This is a genomic window from Mesorhizobium sp. M7D.F.Ca.US.005.01.1.1, assembly GCF_003952545.1.
Lineage (GTDB): Bacteria > Pseudomonadota > Alphaproteobacteria > Rhizobiales > Rhizobiaceae > Mesorhizobium > Mesorhizobium loti.
The window spans coordinates 5,210,381-5,232,352 of record NZ_CP034453.1 but is presented as its reverse complement, the minus strand read 5'-3'; the positions used below and the strand labels follow the sequence as shown (position 1 = coordinate 5,232,352).

General features: G+C 62.8%; 23 protein-coding genes. 19 read left to right on the top strand and 4 right to left on the bottom strand.

Features of this window, described 5'->3' with window-relative positions; translation table 11 throughout:
- The first annotated feature begins 369 nt into the window (after positions 1 to 369).
- Both EJ076_RS25325 and EJ076_RS25320 read left to right on the top strand, forming a co-directional pair.
- On the top strand, positions 370 to 882 hold the full coding sequence (locus tag EJ076_RS25325; protein ID WP_126069671.1) for a hypothetical protein: 513 nt from the start codon (positions 370 to 372) through the stop codon (positions 880 to 882).
- 248 nt (positions 883 to 1,130) lie between these two features.
- Entirely contained in the window at positions 1,131 to 1,295 is a 165-nt protein-coding gene (locus EJ076_RS25320) for a DUF3309 family protein (RefSeq protein ID WP_082525567.1), read from the top strand.
- Positions 1,296 to 1,781: 486 nt separating this feature from the next.
- Here EJ076_RS25320 and EJ076_RS25315 read toward each other — a convergent pair whose 3' ends face one another.
- The 3 genes from EJ076_RS25315 to EJ076_RS25305 all read right to left on the bottom strand — a co-directional run bounded on the left by EJ076_RS25315 (position 1,782) and on the right by EJ076_RS25305 (position 3,720).
- Positions 1,782 to 2,852 carry a PAS domain-containing sensor histidine kinase gene (locus tag EJ076_RS25315; RefSeq protein ID WP_126069670.1) on the bottom strand — a complete coding sequence of 357 codons (1,071 nt, stop codon included), beginning with the start codon at positions 2,850 to 2,852 and terminating at the stop codon, positions 1,782 to 1,784.
- A 185-nt stretch (positions 2,853 to 3,037) separates the two neighbouring features.
- Positions 3,038 to 3,331, bottom strand: coding sequence for a hypothetical protein (locus EJ076_RS25310; RefSeq protein ID WP_126069669.1), 294 nt, complete (start codon positions 3,329 to 3,331; stop codon positions 3,038 to 3,040).
- Positions 3,332 to 3,462: 131 nt separating this feature from the next.
- Complete coding sequence (locus EJ076_RS25305; protein ID WP_126069668.1) at positions 3,463 to 3,720, bottom strand: hypothetical protein; 258 nt, start codon at positions 3,718 to 3,720, stop codon at positions 3,463 to 3,465.
- Positions 3,721 to 3,793: 73 nt separating this feature from the next.
- Here EJ076_RS25305 and EJ076_RS25300 point away from each other — a divergent pair, with 73 nt between their 5' ends.
- The 10 genes from EJ076_RS25300 to EJ076_RS25255 all read left to right on the top strand — a co-directional run bounded on the left by EJ076_RS25300 (position 3,794) and on the right by EJ076_RS25255 (position 12,708).
- Positions 3,794 to 4,063, top strand: a complete 270-nt coding sequence (locus EJ076_RS25300; RefSeq protein WP_109661454.1) for a DUF982 domain-containing protein — start codon at positions 3,794 to 3,796, stop codon at positions 4,061 to 4,063.
- 231 nt (positions 4,064 to 4,294) lie between these two features.
- The gene (locus EJ076_RS25295) at positions 4,295 to 5,020 is read left to right on the top strand and encodes a GntR family transcriptional regulator (RefSeq protein WP_109660954.1); all 726 of its coding nucleotides are present in this window, start codon (positions 4,295 to 4,297) and stop codon (positions 5,018 to 5,020) included.
- A 3-nt stretch (positions 5,021 to 5,023) separates the two neighbouring features.
- Positions 5,024 to 6,064 (top strand): ADP-ribosylglycohydrolase family protein, encoded by a 1,041-nt coding sequence (locus EJ076_RS25290; protein WP_126069667.1) that lies wholly within the window; start codon positions 5,024 to 5,026, stop codon positions 6,062 to 6,064.
- Positions 6,061 to 7,032 (top strand): PfkB family carbohydrate kinase, encoded by a 972-nt coding sequence (locus EJ076_RS25285; RefSeq protein ID WP_126069666.1) that lies wholly within the window; start codon positions 6,061 to 6,063, stop codon positions 7,030 to 7,032. Before EJ076_RS25290 ends, EJ076_RS25285 begins: the two co-directional genes overlap by 4 nt.
- A gap of 57 nt (positions 7,033 to 7,089) precedes the next feature.
- A complete protein-coding gene (locus EJ076_RS25280; RefSeq protein ID WP_013530805.1) occupies positions 7,090 to 8,151 on the top strand; it encodes an ABC transporter substrate-binding protein in 1,062 nt (353 codons plus the stop codon).
- A gap of 66 nt (positions 8,152 to 8,217) precedes the next feature.
- Entirely contained in the window at positions 8,218 to 9,081 is an 864-nt protein-coding gene (locus tag EJ076_RS25275; protein ID WP_126069665.1) for an ABC transporter permease, read from the top strand.
- On the top strand, positions 9,081 to 9,869 hold the full coding sequence (locus tag EJ076_RS25270) for an ABC transporter permease (protein WP_126069664.1): 789 nt from the start codon (positions 9,081 to 9,083) through the stop codon (positions 9,867 to 9,869). Before EJ076_RS25275 ends, EJ076_RS25270 begins: the two co-directional genes overlap by 1 nt.
- Positions 9,869 to 10,933 carry an ABC transporter ATP-binding protein gene (locus EJ076_RS25265; RefSeq protein WP_109660964.1) on the top strand — a complete coding sequence of 355 codons (1,065 nt, stop codon included), beginning with the start codon at positions 9,869 to 9,871 and terminating at the stop codon, positions 10,931 to 10,933. The genes EJ076_RS25270 and EJ076_RS25265 overlap by 1 nt, the downstream gene beginning before the upstream one ends.
- A gap of 69 nt (positions 10,934 to 11,002) precedes the next feature.
- Positions 11,003 to 12,253 (top strand): aconitase X, encoded by a 1,251-nt coding sequence (locus tag EJ076_RS25260; protein ID WP_126069663.1) that lies wholly within the window; start codon positions 11,003 to 11,005, stop codon positions 12,251 to 12,253.
- On the top strand, positions 12,250 to 12,708 hold the full coding sequence (locus tag EJ076_RS25255) for a DUF126 domain-containing protein (protein WP_126069662.1): 459 nt from the start codon (positions 12,250 to 12,252) through the stop codon (positions 12,706 to 12,708). Before EJ076_RS25260 ends, EJ076_RS25255 begins: the two co-directional genes overlap by 4 nt.
- A gap of 133 nt (positions 12,709 to 12,841) precedes the next feature.
- On the opposite strand, the gene EJ076_RS25250 is transcribed toward EJ076_RS25255, so the two are convergent.
- Positions 12,842 to 13,870, bottom strand: coding sequence for a LacI family DNA-binding transcriptional regulator (locus EJ076_RS25250; RefSeq protein ID WP_126069661.1), 1,029 nt, complete (start codon positions 13,868 to 13,870; stop codon positions 12,842 to 12,844).
- 357 nt (positions 13,871 to 14,227) lie between these two features.
- Between EJ076_RS25250 and EJ076_RS25245 the strand changes: the two genes are divergently transcribed.
- The 7 genes from EJ076_RS25245 (at position 14,228) to EJ076_RS25215 (ending at position 21,966) form a co-directional block, all read left to right on the top strand.
- Positions 14,228 to 15,841 (top strand): extracellular solute-binding protein, encoded by a 1,614-nt coding sequence (locus EJ076_RS25245; RefSeq protein ID WP_109660968.1) that lies wholly within the window; start codon positions 14,228 to 14,230, stop codon positions 15,839 to 15,841.
- A gap of 81 nt (positions 15,842 to 15,922) precedes the next feature.
- Positions 15,923 to 16,783 carry a carbohydrate ABC transporter permease gene (locus EJ076_RS25240; protein ID WP_109660970.1) on the top strand — a complete coding sequence of 287 codons (861 nt, stop codon included), beginning with the start codon at positions 15,923 to 15,925 and terminating at the stop codon, positions 16,781 to 16,783.
- Positions 16,780 to 17,739, top strand: coding sequence for a sugar ABC transporter permease (locus EJ076_RS25235; protein ID WP_109660972.1), 960 nt, complete (start codon positions 16,780 to 16,782; stop codon positions 17,737 to 17,739). The genes EJ076_RS25240 and EJ076_RS25235 overlap by 4 nt, the downstream gene beginning before the upstream one ends.
- Positions 17,736 to 18,827: an ABC transporter ATP-binding protein gene (locus EJ076_RS25230; protein WP_126069660.1), complete on the top strand. Its 1,092-nt coding sequence runs from the start codon at positions 17,736 to 17,738 to the stop codon at positions 18,825 to 18,827. The genes EJ076_RS25235 and EJ076_RS25230 overlap by 4 nt, the downstream gene beginning before the upstream one ends.
- A gap of 1 nt (position 18,828) precedes the next feature.
- The gene (locus EJ076_RS25225; RefSeq protein WP_126069659.1) at positions 18,829 to 19,875 is read left to right on the top strand and encodes an ABC transporter ATP-binding protein; all 1,047 of its coding nucleotides are present in this window, start codon (positions 18,829 to 18,831) and stop codon (positions 19,873 to 19,875) included.
- Positions 19,876 to 19,910: 35 nt separating this feature from the next.
- Positions 19,911 to 20,996 (top strand): Gfo/Idh/MocA family oxidoreductase, encoded by a 1,086-nt coding sequence (locus EJ076_RS25220; protein ID WP_126069658.1) that lies wholly within the window; start codon positions 19,911 to 19,913, stop codon positions 20,994 to 20,996.
- A gap of 55 nt (positions 20,997 to 21,051) precedes the next feature.
- Entirely contained in the window at positions 21,052 to 21,966 is a 915-nt protein-coding gene (locus tag EJ076_RS25215) for a sugar phosphate isomerase/epimerase (RefSeq protein ID WP_109660980.1), read from the top strand.
- Positions 21,967 to 21,972: the final 6 nt, after the last annotated feature.

The window sequence follows — 21,972 nt, the reverse complement described above, 5'->3', positions numbered from 1 at the left end:
GTCCTGTCACAACAGTGCTTGTTTTGCCGAACCCCTGTCCGGGCCTGTCGGCAACTGGCCACCGTTGTCGCTCCAGCTTTGACGCGATCGACACAATCACTCACACATATAATTCAGAAACTGACAGCGGCATAAAAATCGATTCTTCTCTCAGCGTAAAATAGATATCGATTTTGGAAGCTATTTGCGTACAAAATTTCTTACGATTAAATTTTAATACTTTTATTATTTCGGTTTTACGATTTCAACAATGAATACCATCATTCCTTCTGGGTATCGCGTTTCTGAAACTGAATTTAACCTGTCACGTAGTTGGGTTTGCAATCGGCCATGCCGACTGCCTTAGCGCAACGAAAACAGGAGAGTGTTATGGCTTTTACCATCAAAACAGTCACCGGTGTGTTGGCAGGTAGTGCTGTAATCTTGGCTCTTTCCCTGCCGGCGAATGCTGCGGGGCTCGGTCTTGGCGTTGGTGCCTCGGTGGGTGGTAGCGGCGGCGTCAACGCCGGCGTCGGTGCCAATGTCGGCGGCTCGAGCGGCGTCAGCGCCGGTCTCGGTGCTTCGCTTGGCGGCAGCAACGGCATCAATGCCGGTGTGGGCGCCAATGTCGGAGGGGCTAGCGGCATCACCGCCGGCCTCGGCGCCAATGTTGGTGGAACGAACGGCGTTGGTGTCGGCATCGGCGGCGGAACCAACCCGAGCAATTCCGGAAATCCAGGTAACCCTGGTACTCCGGGACATCCGAACCTGCCGGACGTCGTCGCCGACATGTCGGACAGCCAGGTGGCGCGAATGAAGAAGCGCTGCGTCGATGTGCTCGGCAGTTCCGGGGTCTATGACCGCGACCTGCGCCAGCTCTGCCTGCTCATCGCACGCCGCTGACATCAAGACTGCCGGATCGGAAGTGCCGAACCAGCCGTGAGGCTTGACCGCACTCTCCTGGCCTCCGGCCGGTCAGAAAGCCCGCCATCCTTGGCGGGCTTTCTGCGTGTTACCTTGGTTGTTCCCGTGCTTCCGGCATCGCTCGCCGGGCGGAACGCTAATGCTTTGAAAGCGTTAACATCCCCAGCAACATCCGAATAACGCGATGTTCAAACCGGCGCATCAGCGCCTACAGGGAGCGGGAAGCCATGAGCCTAGGAACCATTCTCATCATTATCCTCATCATTGCGCTGCTTGGCGGCTTCAGCGGCCTCGGCGGCGGTCCTTTCTACGGAACCGGCTATTATGGCGGCGGCGGTCTCGGGCTCGTTCTGCTCATCCTCATCGTGCTTGTTGTGCTTGGGCGGATCTAGCCGCGCTGCTCGATTGACACCGGGCGATCGCAATCTCGTGACCGCGTCAGCGCCTGTAGCGCACCGGATTGTGATGTGTGCGGAGGCTGCTTGTGATCCGGCTCGTTTCGAAATTTTTGTAAGGTGATTGCGGTCCACACCCCCGTCGAAACAAGAGGAGGGGTCCCACCCCTTGTCCTCCTCCAAGGCCCGCACCGGTTCACCGTGGCGGGCTTTTGCTTGATGGGGCGAGGGAACCGGCTTGCGTCGATGCCGTTGAATTACGGAAGGCTGCCAATGCCCATGACGCTGCGGACAACACTCTGCGAAATTCGCGATGATCTTCACGTCCCGTGGCTGATGGTGGCGGATCGCGGTCCATCCAGGGAATCGATGCATTGATTGGCGCGGCGGGAGCAGAGGCCATCAAGGTCATCCGCCGCATCGACCGCCATGCCTGAACAGAAAAAGGATCGCGATGAAGGTCGGGGCATCGTGGTAGCGGCTTTACGCCGCTCGCGGCACCCGTGAGGTGAACGTCGCCCGGGTGACCGACACGCTGGTGCCGTTAGTGTCGCTGATAATTTCCACCTTGGCTTCCAGCTGTTTGACTAGCGCCTCCACGATGGCTGTGCCAAGCCCGACGGTCGGTAGGTCGTTGGCGATCTTGCCAACGCCATTGTCCGAAACCGTCAGTTTCCAGTCGCTGCCAGCGGTCTCGTAGCTCACCTGGATGTGAGCGCCTGCCTTCTCCTTGGGAAAGGCATATTTGATGGCGTTCAGCACGAGTTCGGTGACGATCAGGCCGAGACTGACGGCCCTTTGCGAATCCATCCTGCCGCCTTCGGCCGTCACGGTAACCGTGATCGGCTGGGTTTCGCCGACCATCGACGAGGCGAGGCTGCTACACAGTTTTGGAAGGTAAGAGCCGACATCGATCTCGTCGATGCCGGCCGAGGTGTGGAGATGGCGTTGCACCTCGGCCACGGACAGAACGCGCTGATGGGCATCCTTGAGATGCTGGCGTGTCTCTTCCGACGTGACCGAGCGTGCCTTCAGCAACAGGATCGAGGCAATGATCTGCAGGCTGTTGGCGACCCGGTGCTCCATCTCGCGCAGCAGGACGTCTTTCTGCCGAAGCAGATCTTCGGTGCGGCTGAGCAGCTCTTCCTTCTCCCGCTCGATGATACGACGGGCCGTTATATCATTGAAGGCGAGAAGGATGGTGATGGCCGGACTATGGTCGTAAAGCACCTTGCGGGCATTGAGCAGCATGGTGCGGCGGCCAATCTGCGGGAAATCATGCTCGACCTCGAAATCGTCCATGGCGGTCTTCTCGGGAATGATCGTCTCCAGCAGCAGGCGAAGTGCCGGAATATCCCACTGACCGTCGCCGAGCGCGTAAAGCAGCGAGCCCTGGGTCTGCTGCGGGTCGACTTCAAATGTGTTGTAGAAGGAGCGGCTGGCCGCCAGCACGCGAAACTGCTCGTCGAGGACGAGAAACGGCTCGGTGATCGTGTTGACGATCGCCTGCGCCAGCGTCTGCGCGTCTTCGATATTCGCAATGGGTTGAAACATGGGCACAAAGCCAAATGAGCGGCGTTCTGCCACTCCAAGCACGGACACTACACATTTGCCGGACCGCTGTCGCGAATTGAATCCGCCGGCACGATGATGTGATGTCGTACATCGTCCCTAAAAAAGGCGGGCACTTGGCCCGCCTCCGGCCGTTCTGTTCGGGCATTCGCCCAAATCCTGCTGCGTCAGTTCGCGCCGCCGAGCTGCTTGGTCATCTTGCAGAAATTGTCATGCGACTTGGCAATGGCCTCGTCGCCGCATTCCTTCATCATGCCTGCGCGGTCTTCTTCCTTCATAGCCATCCATGCGACCTTGAATTCCGCCTCGGACTTCATGGTCTTCATCCCGGCATCGGTGAAGAACGGCGACATCTTCGCCGGATCATCGAGTGCCGACGTTCCGGTGGCACCGCCGGCAAGTGCGGCGCCAGTCATCATCGCAAGCGCCATCGCGCCCATCGTGAGCATCTTGAGGTTCATTTGGGAATTCCTCTCTGTCGAGGTCATTGGAATAAACGACCTGCAGACAAACGAGATCGAGAGAAAACAGTTCCTTCAGATGAATATATATTAAAACGATGTTCTATTTCACCGGCTTTGCCGCCAATCGATCATTCCATATCAGGTACGTCGCCGCTGACGAAGAGCGTGTTCGGCGGGCCGTATTCGCCCAGCGTCGGATCGGCCTCGCGGCTCCAGGCGATAACGCCGGCATGCTTTGCCGCCAGAGCCCTGGCGGTGCGCATGGCGCGGTCCTCGCTCTGCTGGTCGGCGGGTCCAAAGGCTGGAAACAATTCGCCATCCTCGCCGCGATCGAACGCGACCACGACGATCAGCCTGGGATTTTTCTGGCCACTGGAATCGGACATCTTGCACCTTTGGCGCGGAACCTATCACAATACAGGGAATTGGGTCGGCACGTTCGATTTCGGAGGTGGGGTGGTGCAAGACCAGCGTTTCGATGAGCCGGTCAGGATTGCGCTCGGCCGGTCGCGAAACTCGATCTTCAATGTGGAGAGGGTGGCTCAGGCTGCCGACATCCTGATGAACCGCTGGCCGGTTGTGACCGGGCAAAGGCATATGGTTGCCCGCAAGGTCTGCCTGGCCGTGCTTGAGGGCAAGAAAGAAGCCTCGGCGGCACGGGCGGCATTCATCAACGCCGCGATCGAGGCGGACATCCTCGTCGAGCCCCGTGAGGTGTCGATACCGTAGCGTGTCCGGTCAAGCTTGAGTCAAGAACTGGCGCTATCCTCCTGATTGATTGCGGTCCTTTCGGGTGATCGGTGGTCGGTTTCTCGGAATTCGTATGCCGGCCTGTCGTCGGCAGTTTTGCAGGCATTCCGCAACGTTCGCGCCCGTTGGCCTGCTTTTGGATCCCGTTGACACGGCGTCCGTGGCTATATATTGAACAGGATTATACAGGTTCACTGAACAGGTACCCATATGAAGCGGCGCGCGGTTCAACTGTCTCCCGGCACGGGCAAGCCCGAGCAGATCGCCACCGTTCTCGAACATGAGATCCGCTCCGGCGTTCTCGGCTTCGGCGACCGCCTTCAAAGCGAAAACGAACTCGTCCAGCGCTTCTCCGTCAGCCGCAACACGGTCCGCAAGGGTCTCGAGGAACTGTCCAGCCGCGGGCTGATCACCACCAAGGTCGGCATCGGTTCGTTCGTCACCTTCGACGGTAAGCCGGTCGATGACGCCATCGGCTGGTCGCGGGCGTTGGCCGATGCTGGCGCCAATGCCGAGACGCGGACGCTGCGGCTGGAGGTCATCGAGGACACCGATCTGGCTGCGCTGCTTGGTATCGAAAGCCCGTTCTTCATTGCCGTCGACCGGGTGCGCACCAACGCCAGCGACGGCCATGCGATCTCTATCGAGCGCAGCCGGCTGCCATTGTCACCCGAGCTTGAGGACGTACCGTTGCGCGGATTGCGCGAGGGCTCGCTGCACCAGACGCTGCGCGCCGCCGGCCTCATTCCCGACCATGGCGAGGAATGGGTCGAGATCGAGATGCTCAATGCCGAGGATGCGGCCATCCTCGGCTGCCCGCAAGGCACGCCGTTCCTGCGCGGCCGCCGGCTGACGCGTGCGGCCGATGACCGGCCGATCGAGTATGTCACCAGCCTGCTCAACCCGGCGCATTTCGCGCTGCATATGAGGTTCTGAGCGATGTCGGATGCAACCAGCAAGGCCATTGATCGCGCCATGGGCGCACTTGTCGGCGGGGCGCTGGGAGACGCGCTCGGCATGCCGACGCAGCTTTTGTCACCGGCCCGCATTGCCGAACTCTACGGCCATGTCGAGGATTTCATCGCGCCTTTCGCCGATCATCCGGTGTCGAAGGGACTGGCTGCCGGCACCATCACCGACGACACCGAGCAGGCGCTGCTGCTCGGCCGCATTCTGGTCGAATCCGGCGACCGCTTCGACCACGCGCGCTGGGTCAATGCACTGCTCGACTGGGAGCGCGGGGTGAAGGCGCGCGGCAGCTATGATCTGCTGGGGCCGTCGACCAAACGAGCCATCGACGCCATCAACAATGGTGTGCCGGCCGAGGAAGCAGGACGCAGCGGCGACACCAACGGTGCGGCCATGCGCATCGCGCCTGTCGGCATCATGATGCCGCTCGAACCCTTGGAGGCGTTCGTCGCCAAGGTGGCGGAGACCTGCCGGGCCACGCACAACACCTCGATCGCCATCGCTTCGGCTGCAGCCGTCGCTGCCGCGGTCAGCCGCGGCGTCGCCGGTGGCGGTTGGCGCGATGCTTCCGCCAGCGCCGTCGCGGCGGCGAGGCGAGGGGCGACGCTCGGCCATTGGGTCACCGGCGGCGACATAGCCGCGCGTATCGTCTGGGCACAGGACATCGTGCGCGGCAAAGCGATCAGGGATGCCATCCGGCTGATCACCGATCTGGTCGGCACCGGCGTCGCCAGTCAGGAATCCGTTCCGGCGGCCTTCGCCGTGCTGGAAGTCGCTCGTGGCGACCCTTGGCAAGCAGCCATCATCAGCGCCAACCTCGGCGGCGACACCGATACGATCGGCGCCATCGCCGCCGGCATGGCCGGCGCCTGCAGCGGTTTTTCCCGATTGCCGCAACAGCATATCGCGCGGCTTGTCGGCATCGACATGTCAGAGGTTCGCGCGCTCGCCGCGGACCTCGTCGCGGCAAGGGTGGCGAAAACCGGTTCCGGCAAGGATGCGGCGGCATGAGCGGCCGCCTCGTCCATATCGGTAGCGCTGTGGTCGACTATGTCTACCGCATCGACGCCTTGCCGGCGCCCGGCATGGAAAAGACGGCGTCGAGCTTCGCCCAGGTCGCCGGCGGCGGCTTCAACATGATGGTCGCGGCCAGCCGCACCGGCATGCAAGTGGTGTTCGGCGGCCAGCTTGGCAGCGGACCCAATGGCGACTTCCTGCGTGCTGCTTTCATAGCCGAGGGCATCGCGACGCTGACGCCGCCATCGTCCTTGATGGACAGCGGCAATTGCGTCGCCATGATCTCGAGCGACGCTGAACGCACCTTCGTGTCGTGGCCGGGTGCGGAAAGCATACTCAGCCCCGACATGATGAAGCCTATTGCGGTTGCGCCGGGCGACTGGGTGTTCACCTCCGGCTATACGCTGAGCTATCCCAAGAGCCGCGATGCGCTCACCGACTGGATCGAGGCATTGTCTGACGAAACACCTTTCGTCTTCGACCCGACGCCGGTCATCACGGACATTCCACGCCCCATCCTGTCGCGCGTGCTCGCGCGAACCACATGGCTGAGCTGCAACACGACGGAGGCGGCCGAAATTGCCGGTCCTGGCGATGTCGAGGGCCTCGCGGCAAGGCTGCTGGGCGATCACTGCCCGAAAGCAGCGGGCGTGGTCATCCGCGCTGGCGCGAAGGGTTGCCATGTCCGGTTGGCCGACGGGTCAGCACAGACCATTGCCGGCTTCAAGGTCAGCGCCATCGACACCAATGGCGCCGGCGACACCCATATCGGCGCTTTCGTCAGCGCGCTGGCGCGGGGCCTCCCGTCCTTCGAGGCAGCGCGCTATGCCAATGCGGCGGCGGCCATATCGGTCACCCGCCACGGTGGCTCGTCGGCGCCGACGAACCGCGAAATCCAGACATTCCTGAGCCATGCCGCCGACCCGTCGGATGCAGGCCGGACACAGAAGGCCAATGCATAACAGCTGGAAAGCCTGACAAGCCCGGGAACCGGGCAAACCCACAGAGAGGAACCAACCATGCGCATGCCTGACTTGACTGCTCTGCTGACGGCGACCGCCGTCTTTACCTCCGCACTCGCGTTCGCCGCCAAGGCCGACGAAGTGCATGTGCTCAACTGGAAGGGCTACGGCGCCGACGAGCCGTGGGCCGTCGAGGCGTTCGAAAAGGCAACCGGCAACAAGGTCGTCAACGATTTCTTCAATTCCGAACAGGAAATGCTGACCAAGATCCGGACCAATCCCGGCCTCTACGACGTGGTCATGATCAATGCCGCCTTCAACGACCAGGCGATGGACGGCAAGCTGATCCAGCCGATCGACGTCTCCAAATTGCCGAACTACGCCGACATCAGCAAGGACAAGGCGGGATCGCCGATGCTCGTCCATGATGGTAAGGTCTATGGCGTGCCGTGGGTGTGGGGCCTGACGGCACTCGCCATCAACGACAAATCCTTCGACAAGCCGCCGACGAGCATCGCCGAGATGTGGGATGCCGCCCACAAGGGCCGTGTCGTCATTCGCGACGACGCCGTCGAGGCGGTGCAGTTCGGCGCCATCGCCACCGGCCAGAACATCAACGACATCAAGGATATGGATGCGGTCAAGGCGAAGCTCACCTCGCTGATGCCGCAGATCAAGACCTTCTGGAGCTCGGAGAACGACTGGAACCAGATGGTCGCCTCCAACCAGATCGACATCGGCACCTATTGGAGCGGCTCGGCCGATCGCGCCAAGACGCATTTCAAGCTGCCGGTCTCGCTGGTCGTGCCGCAGGAGGGCGCCGTCGCCTGGCTCGACGCGTTTTCCATTCCGGTCGGCGCCAAGAACGTCGCCGGTGCCGAGGCCTTCATCAACTACATGATCGACCCGAAATTCTACGTCGAATGGGTCACCAAGGTCGGCGCTCCAGTGTCGGCCAACACCAAGGCGGTGGAAGCGCTGCCCGAGGATGCGTTCAACCGCAAGGTCATGGGTGACCCCGAAGTGGCCAAGCGCATCCAGTTCCAGGCGCCGATCACCGACGCGCAGCGCGAAGCCTATCTGGCGCTGTGGCAGCAGCTGAAGGTCGACGTGAAATAAAGCCGACATCCGGATCAGCCGGCGGTTCGCGCCGGCTGGTCTTTCCAATCCTGGGAGGAGGATATCATGGCGGCTGCGACAGCATCGCGAAACGGGCTGAGATCGGCATTGCCGCTGCTGGCGCCGGCCTATCTCTGGCTAACGGTGGCGATCTTCCTGCCGCTGTCGGCCATGGTCTTTTTCTCGTTCATGACCGAACTGCCGCTGTCGGAAAAGCCGTGGGCATTCACCCTTGGCAATTACGCCGCCTTCTTTTCGCAAAGCCTCTATCTGACGCTGCTGCTGGCCTCGCTGCGCCTTGGCCTCGAAGTGACGTTGTGGTGCGTCGTCATCGGCTATCCCGCCGCTTACGTGCTCGCCAAGGTGCTGAAAGGCCGCAGCCGCGAGGCGATCTTCCTGCTCGTCATCCTGCCGTTCTGGTCGAATGGGCTGGTGCGCATCTTTTCCTGGGCGATGGTGCTGCGCGAAGGCGGCATCCTCGACACCGCGCTCAACGCCATGCTGCCGTTCAAGATCAACATCGACCTGATGTATTCCTATCCCGCCGTCATCATCGGGCTGGTGCATTCCTACGTGCCCTACATGGTGCTGACCTGCTATCTCACGCTGCAGGCGATCGATGACTCGCTGATCGAGGCCGGGCGCTCGCTTGGCGCATCGCGGCTGCAGGTTTTGAAGCGAGTGATCATCCCGCTGTCGATGCCCGGATTGGTCGCGGGTGCGGCACTGATCTTCGTGCCGGTCGTCGGCTCGTTCATGGAACCGCGCATCCTTGGCGGCCGTACCGGCACCTTCTACGGCACGGTCATCGAGGACCAGTTCGTCGCGGTGTTCAACTGGCCACTGGGTGCGGCGCTCTCCTTCATCCTGCTGGCCGTGGTGCTGGTCATCCTGGCAATTGCCTCGCCGGTGCTGCGGAGGGCTGCGTGATGGCGACGACCCGCATCCTCGAATGGCTCGGCCGCCTCTACATCTGCCTGCTGCTCGCCTTTCTTTATCTGCCGATCATCATCATGGCGCTGATGTCGTTCAACGTCTCGCCCTTCTACCAATTGCCGTTCGAATGGACGACCGAGTGGTACGCCTCGCTGTGGCAGAACGACCAGCTGATCGCGGCGACCTGGAACAGCGTCGAGATAGCCGTCATTACGACCGTCATCTGCGTCGTGCTCGGCTCGGCGGCTTCGTTGGCGCTCTATCGCTATGAGTTCCGCGGCAAGAAGTTCCTGCAGGCGCTGCTGTTTCCGCCGATCGCCATACCGTGGCTGATCACCGGCACGGCAATGCTGATCTTCTTCTTCGGCGTCGGCATCGGCCGCGGCCTGCATGCGATCCTGCTCGGCCATGTCGCGCTGGCGCTGCCCTATGTCATCGTCGTCGTCTCGGCGCGGCTGCAGACCTTCGCGCCGGAGCTGGAAGAGGCGGCGCGCTCGCTCGGCGCCAACCAGTGGCAAGTGACAAGACGCGTCACGCTGCCGTGGATCATGCCCGGCGTCATTGCCGGCGGGCTGTTTGCCTTCGCCGTCTCGTTCGACCAGTTCGTGGTGTCCTATTTCCTGGCGACGCCGGGGCAGACGACGCTGCCGGTCGAAATCTACGCCGCGATCCGCAAGGGGTTCACGCCCGAGATCAATGCGGTGTCGACAATCATCATTGTCGTGTCGATGGCGCTGATGCTGCTCACGGCGCGCTTCTTCAAATTCGGCGGAGAAAAATAATGGCCGGCGTTCAGGTATCGAATGTCTCGCGCAGCTTTGGCGCGCACAAGGCGCTGGACGATGTTTCCATCGACTTCGCCGATGGTGGTTTCTATGCGCTGCTGGGGCCATCGGGCAGCGGCAAGACCACGCTTCTCAGGCAGATCGCCGGCTTCGATTTTCCTGACTCAGGCCGCATCGCCATCGGTGGCGAGAGCGTCGAGCGGGTGCCGGTCGAAAAGCGGCGCATCGGCATGGTGTTCCAGAACTATGCGCTGTTTCCCAACATGAGCGTCGCCGACAATGTCGCCTTCGGCCTGTCCGTGCGCGGTGAGGCCAAGGCAGTGATTGCGACGGAGGTGCAGCGCGCGCTCGCCCTGGTGCAGCTCGGCAAGCTCGGCGGCCGCCGCCCACACCAACTCTCCGGCGGCCAGCGCCAGCGTGTGGCTCTCGCCCGCGCGATCGTCACCAAGCCGCGCGTGCTGCTGCTCGACGAGCCGCTCGGCGCGCTCGACAAGGCGCTGCGCGTCGACATGCAGATCGAGCTCAAGCGCATCCAGCGCGAGATCGGCATCACCACCATCTTCGTCACCCACGACCAGGAAGAAGCGCTGACGATGAGCGACCGCATCGGCATATTGCGCGACGGCAGGCTGGTGCAGGAAGGGCCGCCGGAGGAGATCTATAACAGGCCGAAGAGCGAGTTCGCCGCCACCTTCCTGGGCGACGCCAATATCTTTCGCGGCGATACGACGGGCAATGGCATCCGGCTGGCGGACGGCACAGCGATTGCCGCCGGCGCGGGTGCGACGCTTGCAGCCGGCGCCAAGGCGAGCTGCGCCGTGCGGCCCGAACGCATCCGCATCGCCACGGATGCCGGAGCGCCGGATGGTAACGCCAACATTCTCAAGGGGCAGGTCTCCAAGCGCATCTTCGCCGGCAACAACAGCACTTATTTCGTCGAGCGTGCGGGGCAGACGCTGAAGGTGATCGTGCAGAACACCGGCATGGAACGGCTGGCGGAGGGCCAGGATGTCGTGCTGCGCTGGTCGCCTGAGAGCACGGTGTTGATCGCGGCGAACTGATCCCCCAGGTCTTGCCATACTGTTCGCAATCGGGGACAGCATAGACGGGCAAGAGCCCGGAGCATGCCGATGACCTTGGAGCTGAGTGCGCGGGACCGATCCATGCTCGACGGCGAGCAAGGCTCGTCCGCAGCCGCTGCCATGAAAATCCTGGTCGCGTTTTCCAATGCGGTTGGGGCAGGCAGTCTGCTCGACATTGCCGGCGCCCATATCGATGGCTGTCTCTACCACGGCAGGGCAGGGCTCGATTTCGTCGAGCGGCTGGTCGAAGGCGGTGGCTGCGTCCAGGTGCCGACGACATTGAATGTCGGCTCGTTCGACCTCATCCATCCCGGCATGGTGAAGATGCCGGCGGCGGAAGAGGTGCCGGCGCGGCGGCTGATGAAGGCGCATCTGGAGCTCGGTTGCCAGGCGACCTTCACTTGTGCGCCGTACCAGACGCGGTTCCGGCCAGTTTTTGGCCAGCAGATCGCCTGGGGCGAATCCAACGCCATCGTCTTTGCCAATTCGGTCATCGGCGCGCGCACCAACCGCTATGGCGATTTCATCGATCTGTGCTGCGCCATGACCGGCCGCGCGCCGGCCTGGGGTCTGCATCTGAGCGAGAACCGGCGCGGCCGGATCCTGTTCGAATTGGATGTTGCGGACCGCGAACCGAGCGACAGCCTGTTCGTCGGCGTCGGGCTGATCATCGGGCACGCGAGTGGTGACCGCATTCCGGTGATTGCAGGCCTGCCGCGGCCACGCGACGAGGACCAGTTGAAGGCGCTGGGGGCAGCGGCGGCAACGACCGGTGCGGTGGCGCTGTTCCATGCCGTCGGCATCACGCCGGAAGCCAGGACCCTCGATGAGGCGTTCCAGGGGCATGCGCCTGACGAGACGATCCGCATCACCCGCGCCGATATCGACCACGCGCTGGCCAGGCTGTCTGGCGTACCGGACGGTGCGCCGGTGGCGGCCGTGTCGCTCGGCACGCCGCATTTTTCGCATGAGGAGTGGATGCGGTTGTTGCCGTTGCTGCGCGAGGTCGCGCCGGGCAGGCGCATCCCTATCTATGTCAACACCGGGCGCGCGACCCTGACGCGACTGCAGGAGGAGGGCGCGCTGGCCGGCATGGAAGCGTTCGGTCTGATCCCGGTCACCGACACCTGCACCTATGTGACCGCGATCCTCGAGCGGCTCGACGGTGTGGTGATGACCAATTCCGGCAAATGGGCGCACTACGCGCCCGGCAATATCGGTGTGTCCGTCGCCTTCGCCGAGATGCGGGATTGCATCCGCTCCGCTGCGGTCGGGCATGTCGTGCGGAGCGCCTCATGACGCGAGCGGTGGAACGAACCGGCACATTCCAGTTGGCCGGCGAGGCCAAGGGCCAGGCGCTGGTATTTTCGCAGCCGCTCAGTTTCTGGGGCGGCATCGATGCCGAGACCGGCAATATCATCGATCATTCGCATCCAGGCCTCGGCCAGAATATCGCCGGCGCAATCCTGGTCATGCCGAGCGGGCGCGGCTCGTCGTCTTCATCTTCGGTGCTGGCCGAGGCGATCCGCAGAGGCACGGCGCCGGCCGGTATTCTTCTGGAGCGGCCGGACCCGATCCTGGCGGTCGGTGCCATAGTTGCCGAATTTCTCTACGAGATCCGCATGCCGCTGGTGGTGTGCGACATTGCCGGCATAGCCTCCGGCGACGGGATAGCAATCGGCACGGGCGTGGATGGTCGGGCGATCGTTACGATTCAACCCGCCATCAATCCAGCAGTACCGCGCCACTCGTAGGCGGCGATCGCGCCCCCGCTGGTCGCGCCGATGTTCGTTGAGATTAGACCGTCGCACGGTGGGTGGCACCACCAACGAGATGCGCGACGTTGCAAGCGCGCTCTGTCTCTATTCAGAAACGAAAAGCTGTTGCTCAGATCTCCGGGATGTTCTCCTTGAAGATCACCTGCAGCCTTGGCTGGTGCAATTCATAGGGCAATCCTCTGACCGCATGGGTCAGAGTGTTGAGCGCTTCGCGGGCCTCGACGCGCGGGTTCTGGTCGATCACCGCGTCGAGCGTGCCGTCGAGCAGAAGGTCCTTGGTGCCGTCCGTCACCTCATGGCCGAGGAAGACCATGGACTGCGCGCGGCCGCGCTCCTTGAGCGCGCGGGCGATGCCGGTGTTGCCGGCGCCGACATTATAGATCGCGGCAAGATCGGGATGCCGCTCCAGCAGGGCGGACGCTTCCGAATAGGCCTTCTCGCGGTCGTCGAGCATTTCACGCATCTCGACGATCTGCAGATTGGGCGACTCCTCCGTCAGGATATGGCGGAATCCCATCTCGCGTTCCTCGTGGCCGCGATAGGACAGCGAGCCGGCGAACAGCGCCACCTTGCCCGGACGGCCTGATCCCATGAAGCGGTTGAGCAGATAGCCGGCCAGCCGCCCGGCGGCCCGATTGTCGATGCCGATATAGGCGACCCTGGGCACATGCAGGATGTCTGAGGCGATGGTCACCACCTTGATGTCGTTGGCCGACAGCGAGCGGATCGCTTCGCGCACCGTCGGATGGTCGAGCGCGATGACGCCGACGCCTTGCGTCTGTCCGCGCAGGTCCTGCAGCAGGCGGGCAAGCCGGTCGGGATTGAAGCCTTCTATGGTGGCGATGTGGACATCGAGATCCGGTCGCGCCAGGGCCTGCGCCTCGATGTGGCGGTGCAGCATCTTGATGAAGGAATTGGTGCCGGCCGGCAGCGCGAAGTCGAGCCGGATGACCTCGCCGGGCAAGGACCGTGGCGGCACGCCGTTCGGGCTTTCGGCGATGTAGCCGAGGCGCTGCGCCATTTCGAGCACGATTTCGCGCGTGCGCGCTCGCACGCCGGGGCGGTTGTTGAGCACGCGGTCGACGGTGGCGGCGGAAACGCCGGCTTCCCGGGCTATGTCAGTCAGGGTGGAACGCACCGTCTTTCATCTCCTCAACGCATCAGGATCACGCAATGCCGGCAGCCCGTCTGACGGCGATGGCTGCCTGTCCTCGGCGATTCTGATGGGAAATGATGTATCCGGCCTTGGCCGAAGCGCAAGCCGTTGGGCTAAATCAAGTCGTCCGGCACGGCTATTCCAGGATAGGAAGATACATTTCCCATCAAATCGAGGCATCTGGAGCGGTATGTGGACCCAGGCATGACGCATTTCCTCGCCTCATTGCGATGTTGTGAGGTATTTTGATTATTTATGATGTTGACAGCCTTCCGATACTGCCGTCAATATCCCTCATGGGCTCGTGGAGGAAACGTGGGCCCTGAGGGAGGAATTCCAATGTCTGATCTGATCCGCATATCGCGACGCCGATTGCTGACGTCCGGAGGAAAGGCGGCGGTGTTCGTGGCCGCCACAGGTATCGCACCGCAATTCATTCGTCCCGGCCGCGCCTATGCGGCCGACGCGCTGGCGCCAGGCATGATTGGCGGCCCGACGGGCTTCGATGGGGCCGAGCGCTACCAGTATGGCGCCGACACGCCGGAAGGCCGCGCCATCGAGGCGGCCAAGGCGCTGAAGGGTGCCGGCAAGGCGCCGGCCAAGATCGTGCTCGGCCTGTCCGATGGCTCGATCGGCCAGCTCACACAGCCGTTTCCGGCCGGCGCGCCGTCGATCAAGGACCTGTGGGAAAAGGAGACCGGCATCCCGATCGAAATCGTCGGTCTGCCGAATGGCCAGGAATTCACCAAGACGATGCAGGACATCTCCACCAAGGGTGGGGCCTACGACATCTATTCGACCGAATGGAACCGCCTCGGCGACCTCGCCGAAACCGGCGGCATCGCCAAGCTCGATGATTTTGTCGCGCAGTACAAGCCCGAGTGGGATGATCCGGTGACCGGCTATGTCAATGGCGCCAAGGGCGTGTCGCTGCTCAACAAATATCGCGGCTCGAACTATGGCGTGTCGCTGGACGGCGACTTCCAGACCTGGGTCTACCGCACCGATCTGTTCGGCGACGAAGCCGAGAAGAAAGCCTTCAAGGACAAGTACGGCTACGATCTGGCGCCGCCGAAGACCTGGAAGCAGCATGGCGACATCGCCGCCTTCTTCCAGCGTCCCGACAAGGGTCTGTTCGGGTCGACCGATTTGCGCAACCAGGGCTGGGGCTATACCAACTGGTATCAGCGCTATGTTTCGATGGCCTCGCCCAACCAGTTCCTGTTTGGCGATGACGGCAAGCCGATGATCAATTCCGAGCAAGGCATCGCTGCCACCAACGAATATGTCGCGTCGCTCGCGCATCATTCGCCGGATGCGATCTCCTGGGGCTGGCCGGAACAGTACGGCAATTTCGCCAAGGGCGGCGCGGCGATGACCTGCGCCTTCTCCAACCTGCCGAAATTCCTCGACAATGCCGGTAACAAGGACTCGGCTGTCACCGGCAAGATCGGCTCGATGCTGCCGCCCGGCCGCGAGATCGACGGCAAGCTGATCAGCCGTTCCGTGCTGTGGTTCTCGCTGACCGGCATGGTCTCGGCGCAGTCGAAAAACCAGGAGGTCGCCTATCTCCTGCTGCAATGGCTGGGCTCTGCCCGCATCTACGCCTGGATGAGCGCCAACCCCGGCGGTTATCTCGACCCGTTCCGACTGTCGGATTTCTCCGATCCGCTGGTGCGCCAGACCTATCATGCCTACCACATGGACGTGGTGCGCGAGACGGTGGCGCGCACCGTGCCGACCATCAACTATCCCGGCGCAACAGCCTTCCACAATGCGCTCGACGAGAACCTCATGGCGGCGCTGACCAAGGCCAAGACATCCGAGCAGGCGATGGCCGACACCGAGGCCGAGTGGAAGAAGATCGCCCGGCGCACCGGCGAGGACAAGCTGCTCGAAGCCATCAAGACCAACAAGGAGGCCTGGCCGACAGTTCTCGATCCAATCGTCTGATCCATCTCCCTGGATCACATCGAAGGAGGGGAGGAGCCTGCTTCTCCCCTCCGCCCACAACGCCACCAGCAAAGCCGCCAGATGAAGCGTTCCATTCCTTTCGAGATCTTCCGCTACGCCGCGATCTTCGTGGCCATGGCGGTGACGCTGGTGCCGATCCTGTGGATGGTGTCGATGGCCTTCAAGCCGATCGCCGAATGGTCGGCGACCGGCGCCGACCTGACATGGTGGCCGAAGAACCCGACGCTCAGCAATTTCCGTTTCGTCTTCGGCGAGTCGACCAACAATCTGATCGTTGCGCTTGACCGCACCGCGCTGAAGCCGATCCTCTCATCGCTGCTGTCGGCGGTTTTCGGCACGGTGATCGCTATGTCAGCGGGTACTGCCGCGGCTTACGGACTGTCGCGTTTCGGCTCCGGACAGAATCTGCCGCTGGCGCTGATCCAGCTCAGGCTGTTTCCGCCGATGGCGGTGATGATCCCGGTGATGATCATGTGGGCCTTCCTCAATTTCACCGACAGCTGGTGGGGACTGGCGCTGATCTACGGCATCGTCACCTTGCCCTTCGCCTTCTGGCTGATGAAGACCTTCTTCGACGACATGCCGCGCGAGATCGAGGAGGCGGCACTGGTCGAGGGCTGTTCGCGGCTGCGCGTCTTCACCCGCATCACGCTGCCGATGATGCGCGCGCCGCTGGCCAGTGCCGCACTCTTCGTCTTCATCCTCAACTGGTCGGACTATCTGATCGCGCTGCTTCTGACGACGCGCGAATGGGTGACGATCCCGGTCTACATGGCTTCGCTGTCGTCCTCGATGACCGGGCAGCTCTATGGCGCCAAGGCGGCGCTTGGCCTCATCGCGGCGGTGCCGCCGGTCATCATGGGCATCGCCATCCAGCGCCATCTGGTGCGCGGACTGACTTTCGGGGCGCTCAAGCAATGAGCGCGGTGACTGCCATGATTTCAGAGGACGAGATGAAAGCCGTCGGAGCAAGGCCGGTTCCCCGCGACGAGGGCGCAAGGCTGGGTTTCCGGCTGACGCTGCCGGCGCAGATCCTGGTGCTGTTCATCTCCGCCTTCCCGCTGTTGATGCAGCTCTACATCAGCGTCACCGACTGGTCGCCGTTGTCGGGCCTCGGCTGGTGGAATGCCTGGTCACTGTGGAACAACCTAGCCAACTACACCGATCTCGCCGCCGATCCGCGCTTCTGGAGCGCGCTGAAGCGCACAGCCATCGTCATGATCATCTGCGTGCCGGTTGAATTCCTGCTCGGCCTGGCGCTGGCGACGCTGTTTGCCGACGATTTTCCGGGCAAGCGGATATTCTATTCGGTCCTGCTGATGCCGATGATGGTGGTGCCGGCAGTGGCCGGCTACATGTTCTTCATGCTGTTCCAGTCGGGCGGCCCGGTGAACGACATATTGTCGGCGCTCACCGGCTCTCCCGTCACCATCGCATGGCTGTCGGACCCGACGCTGGCGCTGATTGCGGTGATGGTCGCCGACATCTGGCAGTGGACGCCGCTGATGTTCCTCATCCTGCTTGCCGGCTTGGTCGGCGTGCCCGAGGACCAGATCAAGGCGGCGACGCTGCTCGGCGCCAATCCGTGGCAGCGCTTCGTCACCATCGTGCTGCCGAAGATGAAGACGATCATCATCATCGCGCTGGCGATCAGGGTGATCGAGAACTTCAAGATCTTCGACACGCTCTACATCATGACCGGCGGCGGTCCCGGCGTCGCCACCGAGACCATCTCCGTCTACATCTACAAGCTCACCACGCAGGACCTGATCTGGGGCTATGTGGCGGCGATCGCGCTGGCCATATTGATCGTGCTGTCGATCGTCGCGGTGTTCGCCATGAAGCGCATGGCGCGGGCACGCGAGGTCCCGGCATGAGTGCCATTCACCTGCAGAACCTGGTCAAGAAGTTCGGTGACTTCACCGCGCTGAAGACAATGGATCTGGCAATTGCCGATGGCGAGTTCATGGCGCTGCTCGGGCCGTCTGGCTGCGGCAAGTCGACGACGATGAACATGATCGCCGGCATGGAGGAACCGACCGGCGGCAAGATCCTGTTTGGCGAGCGCGACATGGCCGGGGTACCGATGGGGCGGCGCGGCGTCGGCTTCGTGTTCCAGAACTACGCCATCTTTACCCATATGACGGTGCGCCAGAATCTCGCCTACGGCCCCAAAATGCGAGGGGCTGCCAAAGCCGAGATCGACCGTCGCGTCGGCGCCATCGCCGAGATGCTGCAGCTGACACCGCTGCTCGACCGCAAGGCCGACCGGCTCTCGGTCAACATCTTGCAGCGGGTAGCGATCGGCCGTTCGGCGATCATGGAGCCGGCGATCTTCCTGCTCGACGAGCCGCTGTCCAATGTCGACGCCGCCTTCCGGGCCGTCATGCGCACCGAACTGAAGCAGTTGCAGCGCCAGTTTCGCCAGACCATGGTCTATGTCACCCACGACCAGCTCGAGGCGATGACCATGGCCGACCGCATCGCGGTCATGGATCATGGCGTCTTGCAGCAGGTCGGCACGCCGCTCGAGGTCTACAACGACCCGGCCAATGTCTTCGTCGCCCGCTTCATCGGCGCGCCGGGCATGAACCTGCTCAAGGGCAGGCCGGCGGAGAGCGATCGTGGGCTGGTCGTCGATCTCGGGCCCTTGGGTATCACGCCGCCGCTGCCGGACGCACTCGCGGCCGCCTTGCGCGGCGCGCGCGGCGAGGTGCTTTACGGATTTCGGCCAGAGCAAGCGACGCTGGTGCAAAATGGGCAAGGCCTCGCCATGCAGGTCACCTTCGTCGAGCGGATCGGCGCGCGCACCATTGTGCATCTCGGGCTGGGTGAGGGTGCAGTGAAGGCCGTGTTTGACAATGATGTCGGGCTGGCGATCGGCGACACCGCGATCGTCGCTCCCGCTGCGTCGTCGGTGCGGGTCTTCGACGCTGCTACCGGCCTGGCGATGAAGGCAGGTTGAGATGGCCGATATCGTCTTCCGCAATGTGACCAAGGGCTACGGCGGCACACTCGCCGTTGACGACGCCTCGTTCACGGTTAACGACAACGAGTTCTTCTGCTTCTTCGGGCCGCCGCTGTCGGGCAAGTCGACGATCCTGCGCCTGGTGCTAGGGCTGGAGACACCGGATGCCGGGGAGATCCTGATAGGTGGCAGGCCGGTCAACGCCGTGTCGCCGGCCGAGCGCAACGTGGCCATGGTGTTCCAGAACCTTGCGCTGTTTCCGCATATGAGCGCGCTCGACAATGTCCGCTTCCCCCTGGTCGAACGGCGGGTCGCCGAGGTCGAGATCAAGAGGCGCGTTGCCGAGGTCGCGGCGAAGCTGCATATCGGCCCGCCGGGACAGCTTTCGGGCGGCGAGCGGCAGCGTGTGGCGATTGCGCGTGCGCTTGTGCGCGATCCCAACGCTTATCTGATGGACGATCCGATCTCGGCGCTTGACGCCAGGCTGCGCGAGGAAACGCGCGTCGAGCTGAAGCGCATCCAGCGCGAGCTCGGCAAGACGCTGATCTATGTCACGCATGACCAGGAAGAGGCGATGTCGGTCGCCGACCGTATCGCCATTCTGGAGGACGGCAGGATCAGGCAGATCGGCGCGCCGGCCGAAATCTATGACCGCCCGGCAAGTACCTATGTGGCGCGGCTGCTCGGCTCGCCGATGATGAACATCCTGGAATCGGCGCGCGGCGAGGGCGGTGTCGAGGCGGCCGATGGCACGATCCGCATTGCCGACAAGACTGCTCCCACAGATGCCGTCGAGATCGGGCTCAGGCCGGAGGATGTCAAGGTCAGACCCTGGGCGGACGGGGGCTCGGGCCGCCCGGCACGGGTGTTCGAGGTCGAACCGCTTGGCGGCTATACCGTGGTGACGCTCGCTGCCGGGCAGGCGCGGCTGAAGGCATTGCTGCGCGGCCAGCCCGACATCCGGCCGGACGCCTTGGTGGCGATATCCTGCGAGCCGGCCCGCGTGCATTATTTCGGACAGAGCGGGGGAGCGCTGGCACGATGACGGCGGCCGCAAGAAACGAGCTTCGGGAGGATCAGATGGCACACAAGGGCTTCGAGCCGGACGTGAAGGTCCGCACGAAAGAATACAAGATCGGCTGCGTCGGCGCCGGCATGATCATGGCCGAGTGCCATCTCGCTGCCTACAAGGAAGCTGGCTTCCCAGTGGTGGCGATTGCTTCGCGCACCAGAGCCAGTGCCGAGAAGGTGGCGACGCGCTGGGGCATCCCGACCGTCCACGATACGCCCGAAAAGCTGATCGAGGATACGAATGTCGAGATCATCGACCTTGCCTTTCCGCCGGACCAGCAACCGGCGCTGATCCGCCATGCGCTGAAGCAGAAGCATATCAAGGCAATCCTGGCGCAGAAGCCATTGGCGCTGTCGGTCGAGGAAGCGGTCAAGCTGCGCGACGAGGCGGCGAAGGCCGGCAAGATCCTCTCGGTCAACCAGAACATGCGCTACGACCAGTCGATGCGCGTCTTGAAGCAGATCATGGACAGCGGCGCGCTGGGTGACATCGTCTTCGCGCAGATCGACATGCACGCCATCCCGCACTGGCAGAGCTTCCTCGAGGATTACGACCGGCTGACGCTCGCCAATATGAGCGTGCATCACCTCGACGTGCTGCGCTTCCTGTTCGGCGATCCCGACGAGATCACCACGCTGACGCGCAAGGACCCGCGCACGAAATTCGACCACTCGGACGGCATCACGGTGTCGACGCTGCGGTTCCCGTCCGGCGTGCTCGCCGTGTCGCTGGAGGATGTCTGGTCCGGTCCGCGCCAGGACGGCTACAAGGACGACCAGCACATCAACTGGCGTGTCGACGGCACCAAGGGCGTCGCCAAGGGCAGCATCGGCTGGCCGACGGGCGCTGCCTCGACGCTGACCTATGCCTCGGCCAAGACGACCGGCGGCGAGTGGGTCAGCCCAAGCTGGGACACGATGTGGTTCCCGCATGCCTTTATCGGCGTGATGGAACAGCTCCAGCACGCGGTGAAGACCGGCACGCCTCCGGCGCTGTCGGTCGCCGACAACGTCAAGACGATGGCGCTGGTCGAGGCCGGCTACCGCTCGATCGACGAGGGCCGCACGGTCAAGCTTTCCGAAATCGCTATCTGATCACCGCAGCTGAAACACCAGACAACTGAATCGCTTACAGGGAGGAATTCACACCATGATGCAGGCAGGTATTTTCACGGGCTATTTCCCGTATGGCCTCGAAGAGACGGCGAAGAAGATCCGCGGGCTCGGTTTCAACACGGTGCAGCTCGACCTGCATTTCAAGGATGTCGACCTGTCGGCCGGGCAGATCACCAAGGACAAGGCCAAGAAGGTGCGCGATGTCTTCCGCGACCACAATCTGCCGGTCTGTTGCGTGTCGGGCTACACCAACATCATCCATCCCGACAAGGCCGAGCGCGACAAGCGTGTCGGCTACCTCAAGGAGATCATCCGCAACGCCCGCCATTTCGGCTCGCCTTACGTGATCTCGGAAACCGGCACCTACAACACCGAATCCGACTGGGTGCATCACCCCAAGAACAAGACCGAGGAAGGGTTCGAGGAATGCCGCAAGGTGGTCGCCGACCTCGCCCAGACGGCCTATGATCATGGCGCGGTCTTCCTGCTCGAAACCTATGTCAATAACGTCGTCGGCTCGGTTGAGGAGACGGTGAAGATGTTCGCTCAAGTCGACCATCCCGGCCTCGGCCTGTTGATGGATCCGACCAATTATTTCGAGACGCACAACATCGACAGGATGGACCAGATCCTGAACCAGGTGTTCGACACGCTGACCGACAAGATCAGGATCGCCCACGCCAAGGACGTCAAGCGTTCGGGAGGCGACAAGTCGGAGAAGCACGCCGATATTGGCGACGAGGACGCGCTGGAGAGCCATACGTTCCGTGGCGTCGGCGAGATCGAGCTGCCGGCACCGGGCCTCGGTTCGCTGAACTACGACCTCTATCTCCAGCGGCTGGCGCAGAAGCATCCGAACATCCCGGTGATCATCGAGCATCTCTCGGAAGACGACGTGCCGAGGGCCAAGAAATTCCTCGATGGGAAGTTCCGCGCCAACGGTTTGTGACGGTCA